The organism is Streptomyces sp. NPDC048182 (assembly GCF_043202555.1).
GTDB lineage: Bacteria > Actinomycetota > Actinomycetes > Streptomycetales > Streptomycetaceae > Streptomyces.
Window position 1 is genome coordinate 144,918 of the sequence record NZ_JBIDAQ010000011.1, and the last position, 21,516, is coordinate 166,433.

Annotated in this window: 17 protein-coding genes; 4 read left to right on the top strand and 13 right to left on the bottom strand. The window is 74.1% G+C overall.

The features are described from left to right. Positions 1-286 precede the first annotated feature (286 nt). The 10 genes from ACGFZL_RS21935 to rsmH all read right to left on the bottom strand — a co-directional run bounded on the left by ACGFZL_RS21935 (position 287) and on the right by rsmH (position 13,195). Positions 287-1,081: a cell division protein FtsQ/DivIB gene (locus ACGFZL_RS21935; RefSeq protein WP_393693968.1), complete on the bottom strand. Its 795-nt coding sequence runs from the start codon at positions 1,079-1,081 to the stop codon at positions 287-289. Positions 1,082-1,106: 25 nt separating this feature from the next. Then, positions 1,107-2,201 carry an undecaprenyldiphospho-muramoylpentapeptide beta-N-acetylglucosaminyltransferase gene (murG, locus tag ACGFZL_RS21940; protein WP_393693970.1) on the bottom strand — a complete coding sequence of 365 codons (1,095 nt, stop codon included), beginning with the start codon at positions 2,199-2,201 and terminating at the stop codon, positions 1,107-1,109. Between the two features lie 6 nt (positions 2,202-2,207). After that, complete coding sequence (gene ftsW / locus ACGFZL_RS21945) at positions 2,208-3,569, bottom strand: putative lipid II flippase FtsW (RefSeq protein ID WP_393693972.1); 1,362 nt, start codon at positions 3,567-3,569, stop codon at positions 2,208-2,210. A gap of 74 nt (positions 3,570-3,643) precedes the next feature. After that, a complete protein-coding gene (gene murD / locus ACGFZL_RS21950) occupies positions 3,644-5,077 on the bottom strand; it encodes a UDP-N-acetylmuramoyl-L-alanine--D-glutamate ligase (protein ID WP_393693974.1) in 1,434 nt (477 codons plus the stop codon). Further along, complete coding sequence (gene mraY, locus ACGFZL_RS21955) at positions 5,059-6,150, bottom strand: phospho-N-acetylmuramoyl-pentapeptide-transferase (RefSeq protein ID WP_355167194.1); 1,092 nt, start codon at positions 6,148-6,150, stop codon at positions 5,059-5,061. Before mraY ends, murD begins: the two co-directional genes overlap by 19 nt. Then, entirely contained in the window at positions 6,150-7,565 is a 1,416-nt protein-coding gene (gene murF / locus ACGFZL_RS21960; RefSeq protein ID WP_393693976.1) for a UDP-N-acetylmuramoyl-tripeptide--D-alanyl-D-alanine ligase, read from the bottom strand. Before murF ends, mraY begins: the two co-directional genes overlap by 1 nt. Before the next feature lie 28 nt (positions 7,566-7,593). Continuing rightward, positions 7,594-9,126: a UDP-N-acetylmuramoyl-L-alanyl-D-glutamate--2,6-diaminopimelate ligase gene (locus ACGFZL_RS21965; RefSeq protein WP_355167192.1), complete on the bottom strand. Its 1,533-nt coding sequence runs from the start codon at positions 9,124-9,126 to the stop codon at positions 7,594-7,596. 196 nt (positions 9,127-9,322) lie between these two features. Beyond that, positions 9,323-11,293: a peptidoglycan D,D-transpeptidase FtsI family protein gene (locus ACGFZL_RS21970; RefSeq protein WP_393693978.1), complete on the bottom strand. Its 1,971-nt coding sequence runs from the start codon at positions 11,291-11,293 to the stop codon at positions 9,323-9,325. Then, on the bottom strand, positions 11,290-11,700 hold the full coding sequence (locus ACGFZL_RS21975; protein WP_355167047.1) for a hypothetical protein: 411 nt from the start codon (positions 11,698-11,700) through the stop codon (positions 11,290-11,292). The genes ACGFZL_RS21970 and ACGFZL_RS21975 overlap by 4 nt, the downstream gene beginning before the upstream one ends. Before the next feature lie 538 nt (positions 11,701-12,238). Continuing rightward, the gene (gene rsmH / locus ACGFZL_RS21980) at positions 12,239-13,195 is read right to left on the bottom strand and encodes a 16S rRNA (cytosine(1402)-N(4))-methyltransferase RsmH (RefSeq protein ID WP_355167045.1); all 957 of its coding nucleotides are present in this window, start codon (positions 13,193-13,195) and stop codon (positions 12,239-12,241) included. Between the two features lie 322 nt (positions 13,196-13,517). Here rsmH and ACGFZL_RS21985 point away from each other — a divergent pair, with 322 nt between their 5' ends. From ACGFZL_RS21985 to ACGFZL_RS22000, 4 genes are all read left to right on the top strand, one after another. Continuing rightward, positions 13,518-14,066 (top strand): beta-class carbonic anhydrase, encoded by a 549-nt coding sequence (locus ACGFZL_RS21985; RefSeq protein WP_393693981.1) that lies wholly within the window; start codon positions 13,518-13,520, stop codon positions 14,064-14,066. A gap of 187 nt (positions 14,067-14,253) precedes the next feature. Then, on the top strand, positions 14,254-15,291 hold the full coding sequence (locus tag ACGFZL_RS21990) for an AAA family ATPase (protein ID WP_393693983.1): 1,038 nt from the start codon (positions 14,254-14,256) through the stop codon (positions 15,289-15,291). After that, complete coding sequence (locus tag ACGFZL_RS21995; protein WP_355167039.1) at positions 15,291-16,685, top strand: DUF58 domain-containing protein; 1,395 nt, start codon at positions 15,291-15,293, stop codon at positions 16,683-16,685. Before ACGFZL_RS21990 ends, ACGFZL_RS21995 begins: the two co-directional genes overlap by 1 nt. Further along, a complete protein-coding gene (locus ACGFZL_RS22000; RefSeq protein ID WP_393693985.1) occupies positions 16,682-19,072 on the top strand; it encodes a DUF3488 and DUF4129 domain-containing transglutaminase family protein in 2,391 nt (796 codons plus the stop codon). Before ACGFZL_RS21995 ends, ACGFZL_RS22000 begins: the two co-directional genes overlap by 4 nt. Before the next feature lie 242 nt (positions 19,073-19,314). On the opposite strand, the gene ACGFZL_RS22005 is transcribed toward ACGFZL_RS22000, so the two are convergent. The 3 genes from ACGFZL_RS22005 to ACGFZL_RS22015 all read right to left on the bottom strand — a co-directional run bounded on the left by ACGFZL_RS22005 (position 19,315) and on the right by ACGFZL_RS22015 (position 21,449). Then, positions 19,315-19,713, bottom strand: coding sequence for a DUF3040 domain-containing protein (locus tag ACGFZL_RS22005; RefSeq protein ID WP_393693987.1), 399 nt, complete (start codon positions 19,711-19,713; stop codon positions 19,315-19,317). A gap of 275 nt (positions 19,714-19,988) precedes the next feature. Continuing rightward, a complete protein-coding gene (locus tag ACGFZL_RS22010; RefSeq protein WP_355167033.1) occupies positions 19,989-20,759 on the bottom strand; it encodes a methyltransferase in 771 nt (256 codons plus the stop codon). Positions 20,760-20,927: 168 nt separating this feature from the next. Then, entirely contained in the window at positions 20,928-21,449 is a 522-nt protein-coding gene (locus ACGFZL_RS22015) for an SAV_6107 family HEPN domain-containing protein (RefSeq protein WP_355167031.1), read from the bottom strand. Between the last annotated feature and the right edge of the window lie 67 nt (positions 21,450-21,516).

Here is a 21,516-nt window from a genome sequence, read left to right on the forward strand (position 1 = left end):
TCGAAGGCCTCTCGCCTCGAGTTACGTGTCGACCGATCACCGAAGCACTGCTGCCCCGCGATCCGACGACTGATGCCGATTGGGACGGTCCGTAGCGCCGACCCGAACCCTAACGCTGAAGTTTAGGGTTACCAGTGTGTCTGTTCCTTGGAGTCTTCTGAACAGGACACTAAGTCGACAAGTGGCGCGCGTTCAACGAACACGCCGAACCTCCCGTTTTTCTTTTCACCCTATGTGATCAGCCGTAGCGGTGCCCAACCAGGGTGCTGACCTGCACGTATGTCCGTCAACTCGCCGATGACGCGGGGGCGGTGGGGACGCTCACGTCGAAGTGCCGTGCGCGTGGGGAGGCTTTCATCAGGGCGGTCAACGCGCGGCCCTTGCCCGCGGCATGTTCGCCGCTCCCCCACGCCACGGTGCGCCGGTCGCTCAGCTCCAGCGAGATGTCGTCGTAGGTACGGACCTTGACGACCCGGGTGCGGTGCGCGACCGCCTTCGGCACGCCGCCCGCCACCCGGACCGCCTCGCGCACCAGCCGGTCCTCGCCGAAGCGGCGCAGGCTCGCCGCGGCCGACCCCGAGCGGGCGGGCGTCAGTTCCAGCGCGGGCACGCCCTTGGGGGCCCGGGAGACGGTGGCGAACCGCACACCCTCGTCGTCGACTTCGACGTACCGGCCGCCCTTGCGCACCACCAGCACGGCGGTGCGCTCCGTGACCTTCACCGTCACGCCGTGCGGCCAGGACCGCTCCACGCGCACCTCGTCAATGCGCGGCAGTTTCCGGGCCAGGCGGGCCTCGATCGCGCCGGTGTCGACGGAGACGAGCGGGTCTCCGAGGGGCACGTCCGCGGCCTCCCGCACCTGCGCGGGCGTCAGCTCCCGGGTCCCGGAGACGGACACCTGCTCGGCCTGGAGCCAACTGGAGCCGTAGAGCAGCCAGACGGTGCCCGCGCCGGCCAGCACGAGCCCGGCCGACGAGAGGATGATCGTACGGAGGCGGGGGCGCCGGAAGCGTCCCGCGCGGGGCGGGCCGGACGACTCCTGCTGGGCTTCCCCGCGCTCGGCGGCGGTCGGTCCGGCCACGCTCCCTGCCTTCTCTCAGACGCGTCTAGCGGTGCGCACGGGCGGAGATCGCCTCGTACACCATGCCGACGAGCAGTTCGTCGGCGTCCCGGCGGCCGAACTCGGCGGCGGCGCGGGACATCTCGTACAGCCGGTGCGGGTCGGCGAGCACCGGCAGCACCTGCTGCTGCACCCAGTCGGGCGTCAGTTCCGCGTCGTCGACCAGCAGTCCGCCGCCGGCCTTGACCACCGGCTGGGCGTTGAGCCGCTGTTCGCCGTTGCCGATGGGCAGCGGGACGTAGGCGGCCGGGAGTCCGACGGCGGAGAGTTCGGCGACGGTCATCGCGCCCGCGCGGCAGAGCATCATGTCGGCCGCGGCGTACGCGAGGTCCATCCGGTCCAGGTAACTTACCGGGATGTAGGGGGGCATGCCGGGCATCTGGTGCACCTGCGGCAGTTCGTTCTTCGGGCCCACCGCGTGCAGGATCTGGATGCCGGCCTGCTGGAGCCAGGGCGCGACCTGCTGGATCACCTCGTTGAGGCGGCGGGCGCCCTGCGAGCCGCCGGTCACCAGGAGCGTCGGCAGGTTCGGGTCGAGACCGAACAGGGCGCGGGCCTCGGGGCGGGCGGCGGCGCGGTCCAGGGTGGCGATGGAGCGGCGCAGCGGGATGCCGATGTAGCGGGAGCCCCGCAGCTTGCTGTCGGGGGTGGAGACGGCGACCTGGGCCGCGTACCGCGAGCCGATCTTGTTGGCCAGGCCGGGGCGGGCGTTGGCCTCGTGGACCACGATCGGCACGCCGAGCCGCTTGGCCGCGAGGTAGGCGGGCAGCGCCACGTAGCCGCCGAAGCCGGCCACGGCGTCCGCCTTGGTGCGCTCCAGGATCTGCTCGGCCGCCTTGATGGTGCCGCGCAGCCGGCCCGGCACGGTGATCAGTTCGGGCGTGGGCTTGCGCGGCAGCGGCACGGCCGGGATCAGCGCCAGCTCGTAGCCGCGCTCGGGCACCAGGCGGGTCTCCAGACCGCGCTCCGTGCCCAGGGCCGTGATCCCCACGGTCGGATCCTGCCTGCGCAGGGCGTCCGCGAGGGCGAGCGCGGGCTCGATGTGGCCCGCGGTTCCTCCGCCGGCGAGTACGACATGCACCGAAATTCACCGCTCTCCGGACGTACGCGCCGCCGAGGCGCGCCGTCGCATCGTGTTCCAACTCCGGGGGCTCCCCTTGGACCCGGTGCCCCCGGTTCCCCGCTTTCTACCAAAGCGAGGTTGCCGCAGCGCAAGCGCCGCCCGCGCACCGGGCTCGTCGCGCGCGAACGCGATCAGCAGCCCGATGGCGAACATGGTCGGCAGCAGGGCGGATCCCCCGTAGGAGAACAGCGGGAGGGGGACGCCGGCGATCGGCAGCAGTCCGAGGACCGCGCCGATGTTGATCACGGCCTGGGCCGTGATCCAGGTGGTCACACCTCCCGCGGCGTACCTCACGAAGGGGTCCTCCGTGCGTCCGGCCACGCGGATACCCGCATAGCCTAGAGCGGCGAAGAGGGCGAGCACCGACAGCGTCCCCGCCAGGCCCAGTTCCTCGCCGGTGACGGCGAAGATGAAGTCGGTGTGCGCCTCGGGCAGTTGGCCCCATTTCTCCACACTCGCGCCGAGCCCGGAGCCGAAGAGTCCGCCCGAGGCGAGGGCGTAGATGCCGTGCACGGCCTGCCAGCAGGAGTCGCCGGGGCCGGGGTCGGTGGCGCCGAGGCAGCCGAGGCGGGCCATCCGGTTGGGGCTGGTCTTGATGAGGATCACACCGAGCAGCGCGGCCACCGACAGGGTGCCGGCGAACAGCCGGGTGGGGGCGCCGGCCAGCCAGAGCAGGCCGAAGAGGATCGCGGTGAGGATGATCGCGGTGCCCATGTCGCCGCCGATCATGATCAGCCCGAGCAGCATGAAGGCGGCCGGGACCAGCGGGACCAGCATGTGCTTCCACTGGGTCAGCAGCTTCTTGTCCTGCTTGCGGGCAAGCAGGTCGGCGCCCCACAGCACCAGGGCGAGCTTGCCGAACTCGCTGGGCTGGATCTGGAAGGAGCCGCCGAGCGAGATCCAGTTCTGGTTGCCGTTGACCGCCATCCCTATCCCCGGCACCTGGACCAGGATCATCATGAAGACGGCCCCGGCCAGGATCGGATAGGCAAGCGCCCGGTGCAGCTTCACCGGCATCCGCATGGCGACGGCCAGCAGCCCGGCGCCGATCAGCGCGGCGAGCGCCTGCTTGCGGAAGAAGAACGAGCCGGGCAGGGACAGCTGGAGCGCTGTGATCTGGGAGGCCGAGTAGACCATCACCAGGCCGAGCACGGTGATCAGCAAGCTGCCGCCGAGGATCAGGTAGTACGCGGTCAGCGGCCGGTCCCAGGCGCGGCGCAGCCGGGTGTAGTGGCGGACGAGGGGGTTCTGCCCGGTCGGCCGCGGTGCGGCGGGTCGGCCGGCGGCCCGCGCCACGGGCGGACGTCCGGTGCGGCTACCGGGCATCAGGGCCTCCGGTGTACGTCGGCTTGGACCGTCCCACGCGTCCCTCCCGAGGTCGCCCGGCGCAGGCGGCCGGGTCAGGCGCCGAGTTCGCGAACGGCCTGCGCGAACGCGTCACCACGCTGGTTGTAGTTGGTGAACATGTCCATGGAAGCGCAGGCGGGGGCCAGCAGCACCGTGTCGCCTGGCCGGGCGAGCCGCCGAGCCTCCTGGACGGCCTGGAGCATCGCCCCAGTGTCGGTCCGGTCGAGGTCGACCACCGGGACCTCCGGGGCGTGTCGCGCCAGGGCTTCCCGGATCAGGGCGCGGTCGGCGCCGATCAGCACCGCCCCGCGCAGCCGCCCCGCGGCACCGGCCACCAGCTCGTCGAAGGTCGCGCCCTTGGCGAGGCCGCCGGCGATCCAGACGATTCCCTCGTAGGCCGCCAACGAGGCGGCGGTGGCGTGGGTGTTGGTCGCCTTGGAGTCGTCCACGTAGGCCACCCCGTCGACGTCCGCGACGTGCGCGATGCGGTGGGCGTCGGGGCGGAAGGCGCGCAGCCCGTCGCGCACGGCGCTCGCGGGGACGCCGTAGGCGCGGGCCAGGGCGGCGGCGGCCAGGGCGTTGGCGATGTTGTGCGGCGCGGGCGGCTGCACGTCGGCGACCTCGGCCAGCTCCTGGGCGTTCTTCTGCCGGTTCTCGACGAAGGCGCGGTCGACCAGCAGGCCGTTCACGACGCCGAGTTGGGAGGGCCCGGGGGTGCCGAGGGTGAAGCCGACGGCGCGGCAGCCCTCCTCGACGTCGGCCTCGCGGACCAGGTCCTCGGTCGCCTTGTCGGCCACGTTGTAGACGCAGGCGACCTGGTTGCCCTCGTAGATCCGGCCCTTGTCGGCGGCGTACGCCTCCATCGAGCCGTGCCAGTCGAGGTGGTCGGGGGCGAGGTTGAGGACGGTCGCGGAGTGGGCACGCAGCGAGGGCGCCCAGTGCAGCTGGTAGCTGGACAGCTCCACCGCGAGGACGTCGTACCGCTCCTCGCCGGTGACCGCGTCGAGCAGGGAGACGCCGATGTTGCCGACGGCGGCGGTGCGCAGGCCCGCGGCCTTCAGGATCGAGGCGAGCATCTGGACGGTGGTGGTCTTGCCGTTGGTGCCGGTGACCGCCAGCCAGGGCGCGGCGTCCGGGCCGCGCAGCCGCCAGGCCAGCTCCACGTCGCCCCAGATGGGCACGCCGGCCGCGCGGGCCGCGGTGAACAGCGGCTTGTCCGGCTGCCAGCCGGGCGCGGTGACGATCAGGTCGGTGCCCTCGGGCAGGGTCGCGCCGTCGCCCAGGCGCACGGTGACGCCGAGCGCGGTCAGCTCCGCGGCCTGCGCGCGGGCCCGCTCGTCGTCGCCGTCGTTGACGACCGTGACGCGCGCGCCGAGGCCGGTGAGGACCTTGGCGGCGGGCACGCCGGAGACGCCGAGACCGGCGACGGTGACGTGCTTGCCGTTGAGTTCCGAGAGCGCCGAGGAGGTCACTTGTCCGCTGCCCATCCCGCGTAGAAGAGGCCGAGGCCGACGATCACGCAGATGCCCTGGATGATCCAGAAGCGGACCACGACAAGGACCTCGGACCAGCCTTTGAGTTCGAAGTGGTGCTGCAAGGGTGCCATCCGGAAGACCCGCTTGCCGGTCATCCGGAAGGAGCCGACCTGGATGACCACCGACATGGTGATGAGGACGAACAGGCCGCCGAGGATGGCCATGAGGAGCTCGGTGCGCGAGCAGATCGCGAGGCCCGCCAGCACGCCGCCGAGGGCGAGGGAGCCGGTGTCGCCCATGAAGATCTTGGCCGGCGAGGTGTTCCACCACAGGAAGCCCAGGCACGCGCCCATCAGCGCGGAGGCCACCACCGCCAGGTCGAGCGGGTCGCGCACCTGGTAGCAGGCGCCCGGGTTGGTGAGGGTCTGCGCGTTGGCGCAGGACTCCTGGAACTGCCAGACGCCGATGAAGGTGTAGGCGCCGAAGACCAGGACGGAGGCGCCGGTGGCCAGGCCGTCCAGGCCGTCGGTGAGGTTCACGCCGTTGGACATGGCGAGGATCATGAACAGCGCCCACACCACGAACAGCACCGGGCCGATGGTCCAGCCGAAGTCGGTGATGAACGACAGCTTGGTGGAGGCCGGGGTGTTGCCGCGGTTGTCCGCGAACTGCAGGGACAGGACGGCGAATCCGATGCCGACGGTCAGCTGGCCGGCCATCTTGGCCTTGGCCCGCAGGCCGAGCGAGCGCCGTTTGACGATCTTGATGTAGTCGTCGAGGAAGCCGACCAGGCCCATGCCGACCATCAGGCCGAGGACCAGCAGACCCGAGTAGGTCGGGGAGGTGTCGGCCTCGTCGTCCAGGTATCCCGTGATCACCTTGGCCAGGAAGTAGGCGACGACGGTGGCCAGGATGAAGGCGATGCCGCCCATGGTCGGCGTACCGCGCTTGCTGGCGTGCTCGCGCGGGCCGTCGTCCCGGATGTACTGGCCGTAGCCCTTGCGGGCGAGGAGCTTGATCAGCAGCGGGGTGCCGACCAGCGTGAGGAAGAGGCCGATGACTCCCGAGAACAGGATCTGCTTCATCATCGGGCGGCGACCTCGCCTTCGGTGCCGGTCTCCAGCAGCGCCGAGGCGACGCGCTCCAGACCCACCGAACGGGACGCCTTCACGAGGACGACGTCTCCCGGGCGCAGCTCGCTGCGCAACAGGTCGACCGCCGCCTGTGCGTCGGACACGTGCACCGACTCCTCACCCCACGAACCCTCGTTGTAAGCGCCCAGTTGCAGCCAGGCGGCTTCCCTGCCGCCGACCGCGACGAGCTTGCTGACGTTGAGCCGGACGGCGAGCCGCCCGACCGCGTCGTGCTCGGCGAGCGCCTCGTCCCCCAGCTCGGCCATCTGGCCGAGCACCGCCCACGTACGGCGTCCCTTGCCCATGGCCACCAACGCGCGGAGCGCGGCCTTCATGGACTCGGGGTTCGCGTTGTAGGCGTCGTTGACGACCGTCACGCCGTCCGGGCGCTCGGTGACCTCCATCCGCCAGCGGGAGAGGGAGCCCGCCTCGCAGAGCGCGGTGGCGATCTCGTCCGTGGACATGCCCAACTCGTGGGCGACGGCGGCCGCGGCGAGCGCGTTCGACACGTGGTGCTCACCGTACAGGCGCATGGTCACATCGCTTGCACCGGAGGGTGTGTGAAGCCGGAACGAGGGCTGTCCGGTGTCCGTGAGTCGCACGTTCTCGGCGCGTACGTCCGCTTCGTCGGACTCCCCGAACAGCGTCACCTTGGCCTTGGTGCGGGAGGCCATGGCGCGGACCAGGGCGTCGTCGGCGTTGAGGACCGCGATGCCGCCGTCCGCCTCGCCCGGCAGCGCTTCGACCATCTCGCCCTTGGCCTGGGCGATCTGCTCCCGGCCGCCGAACTCGCCGATGTGGGCGCTGCCCACGTTCAGCACGAGGCCGATCCGGGGCGGGGTCAGCTCGCAGAGGTAGCGGATGTGGCCGATGCCGCGGGCGCCCATCTCCAGCACCAGGAACTTCGTCTCGGCGGTGGCGGTGAGCGCGGTGAGCGGCAGCCCGATCTCGTTGTTGAGCGAGCCCGGCGTGAACACCGTGGGTCCCTTGCGGCCGAGTACCTGGGCGATCAGGTCCTTGGTACTGGTCTTGCCGGCCGAGCCGGTCAGCGCCACCAGGGTGGTGCCGAGCCGCTCGACGACGTGCCGGGCGAGGGCGCCGAGGGCCGCCTGGACGTCGTCCACGACGATCGCGGGCACGCCGACGGGGCGGGAGCCGAGCACGGCCGCCGCGCCCGCGGCCACGACGGCCTCGGCGAAGTCGTGGCCGTCCACCCGCTCGCCGACGAAGGCGACGAACAGGGCGCCGGGCCCGGCCTCCCGGGAGTCCCGGACGACCGGCCCGGTGACCTCGACGGACGCGTCCGGTATGTCGTGCATCTGCCCGCCGACGACTTCTGCGATCTCGGCGAGGGAGAGGGCGATCACAAGTTCATCCCCTGGGTCTTCCGGGTCGTCATCCCCGGGTCTTCGGGTGGGTGTTCCGGATGGCTTCGCGCAGTACCTGGCGGTCGTCGAAGGGGCGGACCACCCCGGCGATGTCCTGGCCCTGCTCATGGCCCTTGCCCGCCACCAGGACGGTGTCGCCGGGCTCGGCCCGGGCGACGGCGGCGGCGACGGCCGCGGCCCGGTCCTCGAACACCTGGACCTCGCCGCGCTCGTGGGCGGGCACTGAGGCCGCGCCCTGGAGCATGGTGGCGAGGATCGCGAGGGGGTCCTCGGAGCGGGGGTTGTCGGAGGTCAGTACGGCGGTGTCGGCGAGCCGGGCCGCCGCGGCGCCCATCGGCTCGCGCTTGGTGGTGTCCCGGTCGCCGCCGCAGCCGAGGACGATGTGCAGCCGCCCCTCGGTGACCTTGCGCAGGGCCCGCAGCACCGACTCGACGGCGTCGGTCTTGTGGGCGTAGTCGACCACCGCGAGGTACTCCTGGCCCTCGTCGACGCGCTCCAGGCGTCCCGGCACGCCGGGCACGGCGGCGACGCCGTCGGCGGCGGTCTGCGGGTCGAGCCCGGCGACGGCCAGGGCGACGATCGCGGCGAGGGTGTTGGCCACGTTGAACGGGCCGGCCAGCGGGGAGGTGGCGGAGATCCGCTCGCCCTTGGGGCCGACCGCGGTGAACGTGGAGTCCAGCGGGCCGACGGTGACGTCCTCGGCGCGCCAGTCGGCGTCCGGGTGGCCCTCGGCGGAGTAGGTGACGACCGGGACGGTGGCCTCGTTGGCGAGCCGGCGTCCCCACTCGTCGTCGGTGTTGACCACACCGAGCTTGCTGCGCAGCGGGGTGAACAGCTGGGCCTTGGCCTGGAAGTAGTCCTCCATGCCGGAGTGGAACTCCATGTGCTCCGGGCTGAGGTTGGTGAAGACGGCGACGTCGAAGACGCAGGCGTCGACCCGGCCCAGCACCAGGGCGTGGCTGGAGACCTCCATGGCGACCGCCTCGGTGCCGCGTTCGCGCATCACCGCGAAGAGGGCCTGGAGGTCGGTGGCCTCGGGGGTGGTGCGCTCGGACTTGATGCGCTCGTCGCCGATGCGCATCTCCACGGTGCCGATCAGGCCGGTGGACTTCGCGGTGCGCAGGCCGCCCTCGACCAGGTAGGCGGTGGTGGTCTTGCCGGAGGTGCCGGTGATGCCGATCTGGAGCAGGTCGCGGCCTGGGTGGCCGTAGATCGTGGCGGCCAGCTCCCCCATCCGGGCCCGCGGGTCGGCCACGACCAGGGCGGGCAGCCCCGCGTCGGCGACGCGCGCGGCGCCGGCCGGGTCGGTCAGCACGGCGGCGGCGCCGAGGCCGGCGGCCTGGGTGACGAAGTCGGCGCCGTGGGCGCGGGCGCCGGGCAGGGCGGCGTACAGGTCGCCGGGGCGCACGGCGCGCGAGTCGTGGGTGATGCCGGTGACCGAGGCGTCGCCGCCGGGGGCGGTGACGCCCAGCTGATCGGCGAGGGCCGCGAGGGGGGTGGCGGGGTTCTGCACCGGCCGGGGCGGTCCCGGGTAGGTCACGGGGTGGCCCTTCTGGGTGGTTCGGGACTGATCAGCGTGTGGCACGGCGGTGAGCGTACCGGGCGCACCGGGCTGCGGGCGAAGCGAGGGGCGGGGTCCGCCCCGGTTCCCGGGGTCGGGGGTGATCGTCGTCACGCGTGGTCCTGAGGGTTCGGTACGGGTGGTTCCTGGGGGCTCGGCGCGGGTCGGGACGCGGTCACGACGTGAAGTCGACCGGGAGTCTCGCGGGCGGCGCGCCGGTCGGGGGGACCTGGAGGGTCTTGAGGGCGAACTCCATGACCTGCTTGTAGACCGGGCCGCAGATCTGGCCGCCGAAGTGGCTGCCCCGGGTGGCGTTCTGGATGGCGCAGTAGACGGTGACGCGGGGCTGGTCGGCCGGGGCGAAACCGGCGAAGGACGAGGTGTAGCCGTGGTACTTGCCGGTGGCCGGATCCACCCGGTTGGCCGTGCCGGTCTTGCCGGCCACCCGGTAGCCGGGGATGCGGGCCTTGGTGCCGGTGCCCTGCTCGTCGTCGACCACGGACTCCAGCATCTGGGCGAGGGTCTTGGCGGTCTTCGCGCTGACGACCCGGCGCTTGTCGGGCTCGGGGGCCTTGGTGAAGCCGCCGTCGGCGCCCCTGGTGCCGCGCACCAGGGTGGGGGCGGTGCGCAGGCCGCCGTTGGCGATGGTGGAGTACACGGAGGCCGCCTGGAGGGCGTTGAGGGAGACGCCCTGGCCGAAGGGGATCGTGTACTGCTGCGAGGTGGACCACTGCTGCGGGGGCGCGAGGATGCCCTTGGTCTCGCCGGGGAAGCCGAGGCCGCTGTAGCCGCCGATGCCGAACTTGCGCAGGTAGGAGTAGAGGACCTGGTTGGCCTCGCGCTGGGTCTTGCCGAGTTGGCCGGTGGCCAGGATGGTCCCGATGTTGCTGGACTTGGCGAGGACGCCGTTCAGGGTGAGGTTCCAGGTGGCGTGGTCGACGTCGTCCTTGAAGAGCCGGTCGCCGCGGTGCAGCCGGTTGGGGACGACGACGTGCGTGCCGGGCGTGGCGACGTTCTCCTCCAGGACGGCGGCCATCGACATCACCTTGGCGGTGGAGCCGGGCTCGTAGGCGTCCTGGAGGGCGCCGTTGCCGAGGGCGGTGGGGTCGGCGTGGGCGAGGTCGCCGGGGTCGAAGCCGGGCGAGTCGGCCATGGCGAGGATCTCGCCGGTGCGGGTGTCCTGGACGATGACGTAGCCCTCGTCCGCCCCGGAGTCGGCCACCTGCCGGCTGATGGCGTCCTGCGCGGCCCACTGGATGTCGCGGTCGATGGTCAGCTCGACGTCGCTGCCGGGCACGGCGGGCGTCTCCGTGCTGCCCGCGGTGGGCACCTGCCGGCCGCCGGACTGGGCGTAGCGGATCTTGCCGTCCTTGCCGGCCAGCGTCCCCTCCAGCTGGCGCTCCAGGCCGCCGCCGCCCTTGCCGTCGGCGGAGACCCAGCCGAGGATGCCGGCCGCGAGGTCGCCGCCGGGGTAGATCCGCTTGTTGCTGGGGTCGGCGAAGACGCCGGCCAGGACGTTGGCCGCCTTCGGGTCGGACTCGGCCTTGGCGGTGAGCGCCTTCTTCAGGTCCTTGATCTGGTTCCAGACCTGCGGGGTCTGCCGCTGGGCGAGGCGGACGTAGCGCAGCTCCGTGTTCTTCGGGCGGAGCCGGGCGACCAGGTCGTCCTGGTCCTCGCCGAGGATCGGCGCGAGGAGGGCGGCGGCCTGCTCGGGGCCGTCGCCGGTCTTCAGCCGCTCCCGCGTGAACATCGTGGGGTCGGCGGTGATGTCGTAGGCGTCCACGGTGGTGGCGAGCGCGACGCCGTTGCGGTCGGTGATGCCGCCGCGCTCGGCGGCCAGGGTGTGCACGACGTAGCGGTTCAGCTCGGCCTTGGCGGTGTAGGTGCCGGCGTCGACGGCCTGCACCTGGAGCAGCCGGACGACGAACGCGAGGAGCACCAGGGTCAGCGCGACGGCGATCAGGCGCAGCCGGGGGCGGGGGCTGCCCAGCCGGATGACGCGGGGCGCGGCGCCCCGTGGCGGCGGGCCGGGGCGGCGGGCCGGCCGGGCGCCGGGCCCTGGGGGACGCCGGCCGCCGGAGCGGACGGGCCGGGCGGGGCCGGGCACGCGGCGGTGCGGCGCTTCCCTGTCGGACACTTCCGTCACCCTCCGGTGGTCGGGGTCGGGGCGGGGGTGAGTACGGGTGAGGCGGTGGGCGCGGTCAGCGCCTCGGGGGCGAGGACCAGCGGGGCGGCGGCGGGCGCGGCGGGGCTCGGCGAGCCCTTGACGGTGCCGTCGGGGGCGAGGAAGGCGGGGTCGCCGCCGGGCACCATGCCCAGCTCGCGGGCGCGGCGCTGGAGGGCGCGGGGGGCGGAGTAGGCGTCGATGTCCCGCTGGAGGGCCTGCTCCTCGTCGGTGAGGCCCTTGGTCTCCTGCTTGAGGTCGTCCAGCTGGAAGGAGCCCTCGCTGAGCGCGGAGTTCAGCATCAGCAGGCAGATGAGCCCGCCGCCGAGCAGCAGGACGACGAGCAGCACGAAGGGGGCGCGGGCGGCCTGCCCGCCCCCGGGCGGCAACAGCCGCGCCAGCCGCGCGGCCCGCCCGCGCAACTCGGACGCGCCGGGCCGGGGGGCGCCGGGGCGCGGTGCGGCGGGGGCGGGTCTCGGGGTGCCGGGGCGGGGAGTGCCGGTTCGGGGGGCGCCGGTTCGCGGGGCGCCGGGGCGGGGGGAGCCGGATCCTGACGCACCGGAACCGGGACCGCGGGAACCGGAAGCGCCGGAATTGGAGGCACCGCCGGCTCGCGGTCCGGGTGTCCTACCCACACGCCCTCCCCTCGGCACGGCCTCGCCGACCACGACCCGGTCCGGCCTCGCCCGCCCGACGTCGCCCGGGCGCACCGGAGCAGGGGGCTCCGGGGCCGGGCGCGGCCGAACCCGACAGGACGGGACCGGGAGTGCCGGAACCAGGAACGCCGGAACCGGAAATGCCGGAACCGGGAGCGCCGGGCCCGGAAGCGCCGGAGGCTGTCGCACCGCCGGCTCGCGGTCCGGGTGTCCTACCCACGCGCCCTCCCCTCGGCACGGGTCCGCCGCTCGCGTCCGTGCCTGGCCTCGTTCACCCGATGTCCTCCCTGATGCGCTGCGCGCCGCGCAGCCGTGCCGGAGCGGCTCGCCGGTTCTCGGCGATCTCCTCCTCGGTGGGAAGTTCGGCACCGCGGGTGAGCAGCTTGAGCCGGGGCGCGTACTGTTCGGGCACCACCGGCAGCCCGGGCGGCGCCGTATTGGCGGCGCCGGCCGCGAACACCTGCTTCACCAGCCGGTCCTCCAGCGAGTGGTACGACAGCACCGCGATCCGTCCGCCGACCGCGAGCCCCTTCACGGCGGCCGGGATCGCCCGCTCCAGGACGGCGAGTTCGCCGTTGACCTCGATGCGCAGGGCCTGGAAGGTGCGCTTGGCCGGGTTGCCGCCGGTGCGCTTGGCGGCCTGCGGCAGCGCGGCGCGGATCAGCTCGACCAGCCGGGCGCTGCGGTCGAACGGCTCCTTCTCGCGCTCGCGCACGACCGCCGACACGATCCGCTTGGCCTGCTTCTCCTCGCCGTACGCGCGCAGGATGCGCACCAGTTCGCCGGGCGGGTAGGTGTTGAGCACCTCCGCGGCGCTGACGCCGGTGCTCTGGTCCATCCGCATGTCGAGGGGCGCGTCCTGGGCGTAGGCGAAGCCGCGGTCGGCCTCGTCGAGCTGCATGGAGGAGACGCCGAGGTCGAACAGGACGCCCTGGACGTGCGGGAGGCCGAGCCGGTCGAGGACGTCGGGCAGCTCGTCGTAGACGGCGTGGACCAGGGTGGCCCGTTCGCCGTAGGGGGCGAGCCGTTCGCCGGACAGCCGCAGGGCCTCCTTGTCGCGGTCCAGGGCGACGAGACGGGCCTCGGGGAAGCGGGCGAGCAGCGCCTCGCTGTGCCCGCCGAGTCCCAGTGTGCAGTCCACGACCACGGCTCCCGGCTCCGTCAGCGCGGGCGCGAGCAGGTCCAGGCACCGCTGGAGCATCACGGGGACGTGTCGGCTCTGACTCAAGTGGGGCGGCCTCTCAGGTCCGGCGCGGCGCGCGCACCGCCGGGTCCGCTCCCGCTCGCTCGTGATGTACGTACGCGCCGCGCACGGGGGGAGATCTGGCGGGGCGTCGCGCTTCGCGTCACTTTAGTCCACCGTGTCGCCCGGTCAATCAACCGGCCTGCGCGTCGCGGGCGCCGGAGCGCGGGGAGGGCTCGCGCGCCGCACATCACCCGAACGGCGGCTTCCGCGCCCGCTGTGGAGTGGCTCACAACAGCGCGCGATGGGCTTCTTTGTCCCTCTTCACAGCGGGCCCGCCCCGGCGGTGACCAGTAACGTCAGGGATATGACGACTTCTGCATCGGTTCCCGCCGGCTCCGGGTCCGCCATAACCGGCGAGGACACCGTCACCGACCAGCTGGTTGCCGCCAACGAGCGCTACGCCGCCGACTTCACCGACCCCGGCATGGACGCCAGGCCCGTCCAGCGCGTCGCCGTGGTGGCCTGCATGGACGCCCGCCTCGACCTGCACGCCGCGCTGGGCCTGGCGCTCGGCGACTGCCACACCATCCGCAACGCGGGCGGCGTGGTCACCGACGACGTGATCCGCTCCCTCACCATCAGCCAGCGCGCGCTCGGCACCCGCAGCGTGGTCCTCATCCACCACACGGGCTGCGGCATGGAGACCCTCACCGAGGAGTTCCGGCACGACCTGGAGCTGGAGGTCGGCCAGCGCCCGGTGTGGGCGGTGGAGTCCTTCCGCGACGTGGACCAGGACGTGCGGCAGTCGATCGCGCGCGTGCGCACCTCGCCGTTCCTCCTGCACACCGACGACGTGCGCGGATTCGTGTTCGACGTGAAGACCGGCCTGCTGCGCGAGGTCGCCCCCGCCTGACCGCCCGGTGTCCCCCGCGTGATCGCAAAGGACGCAAGCCCCGACATATCGAGAGCAGTTGTCCACAGGCGAGTGACACGAATCGGTAACGGCGGCAAGAATGCGGGGAAGCGGTGTCGCGCGGAACTTTCTCCGCGCGTCATCCGTGATTCCCACAGAGCGCGGGGCAAGGGCCGAGGAGGGCCGGGTGACGACCTATGACGATCGAGCGAGCCTCACAGATCTGACCGCCGTGGTCGAGCGGGTGCGCGGGTCGGTGGAGAGCGTGATCGAGGGCAAGCCCGAGGTCGTACGGCTCTCGCTGACGGTGCTGCTCGCCGAGGGGCATCTGCTGATCGAGGACGTGCCCGGCGTCGGCAAGACCATGCTGGCCAAGGCGCTGGCGCGGTCCATCGACTGCTCGGTGCGGCGCATCCAGTTCACGCCGGACCTGCTGCCCTCGGACATCACCGGCGTCTCCATCTGGGACCAGCAGCGCGCCGACTTCGAGTTCAAGCCGGGCGCGATCTTCGCCCAGGTGGTGATCGGCGACGAGATCAACCGCGCCTCGCCGAAGACGCAGTCCGCGCTCCTGGAGTCGATGGAGGAGCGCCAGGTCACCATCGACGGGCAGTCGTACGAACTGCCCGCCCCCTTCATGGTGGTGGCCACGCAGAACCCGGTCGAGATGGAGGGCACCTACCCGCTGCCGGAGGCCCAGCGCGACCGCTTCATGGCCCGGGTCTCCATCGGCTATCCCAGCCCGGACGCCGAGCTGCGGATGCTGGACACGCACGGCGGGGTCAGCCCGCTGGACGACCTCCAGCCGGTGGCGCACGCGCACGAGATCCTCAAGCTGGTCGAGGCGGTCCGCGGCGTGCACGTGGCCGATCCGGTCCGGCGCTATGCGGTGGACCTGGTCGCCGCCACCCGCACCCACCCCGACCTCAGACTGGGCGCCTCCCCGCGCGCCACCCTGCACCTGCTGCGCGCGGCGAAGGCCTCGGCCGCCCTGAGCGGCCGGGAGTACGCGCTGCCGGACGACGTGCAGGCCCTCGCCGTCGCCGTCCTCGCCCACCGGCTGCTGCCCACCGCCCAGGCCCAGCTGAACCGCCGCACCGCCGAGCAGGTCGTCCAGGAGATCCTCCAGCGCACCCCGGTGCCCGCCGCGCCCGCCCAGCAACCCGGCCTCGGCCTGTCCGGCGCCCCGACCGGGTACGGCACACAGCCGCCGCGGAGGCTGTGATGGGCGCCGGGGGGACCGGCCGGGAACCGGAGCCGGAGGAGGGCGGGGGTGTCCGCGTCGCGCTGGCCGGCCTGACCACCCGCGGCCGGTCCTTCCTGGCCGCCGGCATCGCCGCCGCGATCTGCGCGTACGTCCTCGGGCAGAGCGGCCTGCTCCGGGTCGGGCTGCTGCTGAGCGTGCTGCCGCCGGCCTGCGCGCTGGTGCTGCACCGCACCCGGCACCGGGTGGCCGGCAGCCGCCGGCTCTCCCCCGCCCGGGTGCCGGCCGGCGGCGAGGCCCGGGTCGAGCTGCGCGTGGACAACGTCTCCCGGCTCCCCACCGGCCTGCTGATGCTCCAGGACCGGGTGCCCTACGTCCTCGGGCCGCGCCCCCGATTCGTCCTGGACCGGGTGGAGCCGGGCGGCAGCCGCGAGGTCTCCTACCGGGTCCGCTCCGATCTGCGCGGCCGCTATCCCCTCGGCCCGCTCCAGCTGCGCCTGACCGACCCGTTCGGGATGTGCGAGCTGACCCGCTCCTTCTCCGCGTACGACAGCCTCACCGTCGTCCCGCGCACCGAGCCGCTCCCCCCGATCCGGCTGGCCGGCGAGGCGCAGGGGTACGGCGACGGGCGGCAGCGCTCCCTGGCGCTGGCCGGCGAGGACGACGTCATCCCGCGCGGGTACCGGCACGGCGACGACCTGCGCCGCGTGCACTGGCGCTCCACCGCGCGGTACGGCGAGCTGATGGTGCGGCGCGAGGAGCAGCCCCGGCGCGCCCGGTGCACGGTGCTGCTCGACACCCGGGTGGTGGCCTACGACGGCTCGGGCCCGGGCTCGCCCTTCGAGTGGGCGGTGTCGGGCGCGGCGTCGGTGCTGGCGCACATGCTGGAGCGGGGCTTCACCGTCCGGCTGCTCACCGACGGCGGGGACGCGGTGCCGGGCGAGGGAGGCGACGGCTTCCAGGGCATGGGCCAGGCGGCGGCGGACGCGGCCGGGCTGATGATGGACACCCTCGCGGTGATCGACCACTCCGACGAGATCGGCCTGTCGCGCGCGTACGACGTGCTGCGCGGCGGGAACGAGGGGTTGCTGGTGGCGTTCTTCGGCGACCTGGACGAGGAGCAGGCCGCGGTGGCCGCCCGGATGCGGCAGCGCAGCGGGGCCGCGGTCGCCTTCGTCCTGGACAGCGCGGCGTGGCTGCGGGAGCCCTCCGACGTGCCGGGGGCCCTGGCGGCGGACCCGACGGAGAGCCTGCGGCTGCTGCGCGAGGCGGGCTGGACGGCGCTGGCGGTGCCCCGGCACATCCCGCTGGGCGAGCTGTGGCGCCAGGCCGACCGGGAGCGCGGCGGCCTCGCGGCGGCGGGCGGCGGCCCGGTCGGCGACGGGGCGGGCGGCGCCGGGGCGGGGGCGGCGTGAGCGGGCTGGCGCGGCTGGCGCTGTGCGCGTGGGCGGCCACCCTGCTGACGGCGTGCGCGCTGCTGCCGCTGGTCGACCCGGCCACCTGGATCTTCGAGGCCGCCTTCCTGCTGGCGGTGCAGTCCGGGGTGGGCATGGCGGCCCGCCGGGTGCCGCTGGCGAGGTGGCTGACCGTCGCCGCGCAGGCCGTGGTGGCGCTGGTGCTGCTGACGCTGGTCTTCGCCCGGCAGCAGGCCCTCGCCGGGCTGTTCCCGGGCCCGCGGGCCCTCCGGCACCTCGCCGACCTGCTGAGCCAGGGCGGCGACGACATCGCGCGGTACGCGATACCGGCGCCGCTGGAGTCGGACGGCATCCGGCTGATGCTGGTCGGCGGCGTGCTGGTGGTCGGCCTGCTGGTGGACACGATGGCGGTGACCTTCCGCGGCGCCGCCCCGGCCGGGCTGCCGCTGCTCGCGCTGTACTCGGTGGCCGCCGGGCTGTCCCGGAGCGGCACCGACTGGCTGTGGTTCCTGACCGCGGCGGGCGGCTATCTGATGCTGCTGCTGGCCGAGGGCCGCGACCGGCTCGCGCAGTGGGGCCGGGTCTTCGGCGGCGCCCCGCCAGGTCCGGGCGGCGGGTCGGGCGGCGCGGTCGCCCCGGTCCGGGCCGGGCGGCGCATCGGCGTCTTCGCGGTGGGCGTGGCCCTGCTGCTGCCGCTGGCGCTGCCCGCGATGGACGGCGGCCTGCTCGACGGCGCGGGCACGGGGGGCGGCTCGGGCGGCGGGGGCGGGGGCACCATCTCCGCGGTGAACCCGCTGGTCTCGCTCCGCGACAGCCTCAACACCGACGAGGACCGCGAGGTGCTGTCGGTGCGGGCGTCGTCCGGGAACGCGAGCGACCTGTATCTGCGCATCGTGTCCCTGGACGACTTCGACGGCACCACCTGGAAGCCGTCCAAGCGGCACGTCACCTCCGTACCGGAGGACGGCTTCCCAGGACCGGCCGGCCTCGGCCCCGAGGTGGCCCGCGAGGAGCGGTTCACCGCGATCAGGGCGGCGGACTGGTACGCCCAGGACTGGCTGCCCATGCCGTATCCGCCGAGCGGCGTCCGGCTCCCGGGCAAGTGGCGTTACGAGCCGGAGGGCATGACCGTGGTCGGCGACCACGGGCAGAACACCCGCGGGCTCGCCTACGACGTGCGCAGCCTGGACGTGCGGCCGACGGCGGCGCAGCTCGCCGCGGCGCCGCGGCCCCCAGAGTCGGTGCGCCGGGAGTACACCGAGCTGCCCCGCTCGCTGCCCGAGGTGGTCTCGCGCACCGCCCGCGAGGTCACGGCGGGCGCGTCGAACCCCTACGAGCAGGCGGTGGCGCTCCAGAACTACTTCGCGGTCGACGGCGGCTTCCGGTACGACACGCAGGTCAAGGTGGGCAGCGGGTCGCAGGCGATCGCCACCTTCCTGAAGGACAAGGAGGGCTTCTGCGTCCACTTCTCCTTCGCCATGGCGGCCATGGCCCGCTCCCTGGGCATGCCCGCCCGGGTCGCGGTCGGCTTCGCGCCGGGCGCCCCGCAGGGGGACGGGTCGGTGTCGGTGACGCTGCGGGACGCGCACGCGTGGCCGGAGGTGTACTTCGAGGGCGTGGGCTGGACCCGCTTCGAGCCGACGCCGACGCGCGGCTCGACCCCGCCGTACACGCTCCCGGACACGCCCGGCAGCGCGGTCCCGGACCCGGCCCTGCCGTCCCGGAACCCGGAGGCGGTGCCCTCGGCGGCCCCGTCGGCCAGTGACAGCTGCCCGGCGGAGCGGCGCGAGCCCGGGGCGTGCGAGAGCGAGTCCGCGGCGGCGGCGCCGGTGACCGGTGGCGGTGGACCCCGGTGGTACGAGGTGGCGGGTTGGACAGCGGCCGGCCTCGTGGCCCTGGTCCTCCTGCTGGCCCCGCTACTGTGGCGGCTGCGGGTCCGGGCACTGCGCCTCCGGGCGCACGGCCGGGGCGAGGCCGATGTCGCCGCGCACGTCCTGGCGGCCTGGCAGGAGCTGACGGACACGGCCTGGGACCTGGGCATCCCGCCGGACGACTCCCTCACCCCGCGCGCGGCGGCGCACCGCGTCGTCCGCCTGGGCCGCCTCGACCCGGCGGCCGGGGCCTCGGTGCATCGGCTGGCGGACGCGGTGGAGCAGGTCCTCTACGCCCCTCGGCCCCGCCCCGTCGCCGGCCTCGCGGCGGACGTCCGCCGCGCGAGCGCCGGTCTGCGGGCCCCGTTGGGCCGCGCCCGGAGACTGCGCGCACTGCTCGCCCCGCGTTCGGCCGGACGGGTGGCCTGGGCGGTGTCGGCCCGCTGGACGGCCCTCAGACAGCGCGCCACCGCCCTGAGGCCGACCCTGCGGAAACCGTCGGGCCAGCGGGGCTGACCCACCCGACCGGGGACGCGCGACCTCGGGCCGTCGGCCCCAGCGGCCTCGTGCCTGCGCCGGGTCAAGGGACGACGGGGCGCCGGTCGGGCAGGGCAGGCCGGGTGACGCGGCGTCCGCGCAAGGGGCCGGGCCCGTCCAAGTCGGCCCCGCCGGGGGCGGGTGCATGGCGAAGGGGCGGCCACCGGTGTCGGTGGCCGCCCCTCGCGGCAAAGTTCTGACGGCCGGGTGCTCCGAGCGGGTTACTGGCCCTGCTGCTCGTCCCGGCGGCGCTGCCAGCGCTGCTCGATGCGGTCCATCACGGAGCGCTTCTGCCGCACCTGGCGGCGCGCCTGCGGTCCCGCGCCGGCGGCCGGCTGCTCGCCCGGCTTGGGGGCCTTGCGCCAACCGGTGACCGCGAGCACCGCGCAGCCCAGCATGACGAGGAAGCCCACGACGCTGAGCCACACCTGCTTGGCGACCATTCCGGCCATGAGGAGCGCAATACCGACGAGGAAGCCCGCGACCGCCTGGTAGACCCGTCGCCGGGTGTACGTACGCAGCCCGCTTCCCTCGAGCGCTGTCGCGAACTTGGGATCTTCGGCGTACAGCGCTCGCTCCATCTGCTCGAGCATGCGCTGCTCGTGCTCCGAGAGCGGCACGGAGTCCTCCTCATCGTGCAGTCGCCGGGGCGACCCAGGGGTCCCTTCAGGATAGGCAGGGAATCGCCCCCGTGAAACCCGCCCCTCTGCCCAATTGGCCAACCGGACTCCGTCAAAGCCGCGCCGGCTCGCTGGGATTCACTTTCCCCGGCGGCCGACCCGTCATGCCGGGCGGTCTCCTCCGATCATACGGCGCCCGGGCGGAGTTCGGGGGGCCTGTGGCGTACTCCATCTGCGGCAGCGCCGCTGATCAGGGCGTTGCCTCATGGGGTGGCTCAGGCCCCGTCGGCCCCCCGCGTCTCACCGAGCACGTGCAGCTGGGTGGCGACGGAGTGGAAGGCGTCGAGCTCCGCCGCGGCGGCCTCCAGGCGGAGCAGCGCGTCCATGGCGCCCGGCTCGGTGTCCACCAGGACCCCGGGCACCAGGTCGGCGAAGACCCGCACGCCGTGCACGGCGCCCACCCGCAGCCCGGCCTCCTCGACCAGCGCGGTCAGCTGGGCCGCGGTGAACCGGCGCGGCACCGGGTCGCCGGTGCCCCAGCGGCCGTCCGGGTCGGTGAGGGCCTGCCGGGCCTCGTTGAAGTGCCCGGCGAGGGCGCGGGCGAGCACGGCGCCGCCGAGGCCCGCGGCGAGCAGGCTGAGCACGCCGTCGGCGCGCAGCGCGGCGACCACGTTGCGCACGCCCTCGGCGGGGTCGTCCACGTACTCCAGGACACCGTGGCAGAGCACCGCGTCGTGGCCGCCGGGCTCGACCACGTCGAACAGGCCGTGCACGTCCCCCTGGACGCCGCGCACCCGGTCGGCGACGCCTGCCTCGGCGGCGCGGCGCTCCAGGGCGAAGAGCGCGTTGGGGCTCGGGTCGACGACGGTGACGCGGTGGCCGAGCCGGGCGACGGGCACCGCGAAGTTGCCGCTGCCGCCGCCGGTGTCCAGGACGTCGAGCGCCTGGCGGCCGGTGGCCTTGGCCCGGCGGTCCAGGGCGTCCTGGAGGACGTCCCAGACCACGGCGGTACGGAGGGCGGCGCGGGGACGCATCGGGTCCGGCACGGCAGTTGACTCCTCGGCGCGGCACCGCCGGCGACATGGGCGGAGCGAACGGGCTGCCGCCCCGGCCCGGTGCGGACGGGGGCAGGCTTCGGGCGCCCCCCACCCTATGGCCTCGGGCCCACCGCCCGGCGACGCGTCTCACCAGGCGTCTCACCGGAACGCGTCGCCCTACGCCTCGCCCTCCGGGCGCGGGCGGGGCAGGGCCGGCTGGAGGACCAGCATGCGCTCCACCAGGCGCAGGAACATCGCCACGTCGCGTATCAGGTCGTCCGCGTCCCGCCGCCCGGCCGCGCCCTGGATGCCGGCCTCGGCGCGGGCCCGGCGGGAGGCGCCGGCGGCGAAGAGGGCGCTCCAGTCGGCCAGCTCCGGGGCGATCTCGGGCAGCACCTCCCAGGCGCTGCGGATGCGGGCCCGGGCCCGCTGGGTGGTCTCGGGGCGGCCCCGGGCGGCGAGCACCGCGGCGGCGGTGCGCAGGGCGGCGAGGTGGGCGGTGGCATAGCGCTCGTTCGGCGTCTCCAGGGCGGACGCCTCCTCCAGGCCCGCGCGGGCCTGGGCGAGCAGGTCGAGGGCGGCGGGCGGGGCGCTGGACCGGCGCAGCACAGGGTGCACGTCGGTGGCGGGCCCGGTCAGTGAGGGTGCAGGGCCGGACGCGCGGTGCCGCCGGGCGGCGGCTGCGGACGAGTGGGCCATGACGATCCTCCTGTCGTCTCCGTGACGGCACTGTGGCCGTATGTGCACATCGTGCGGTATGCCACTG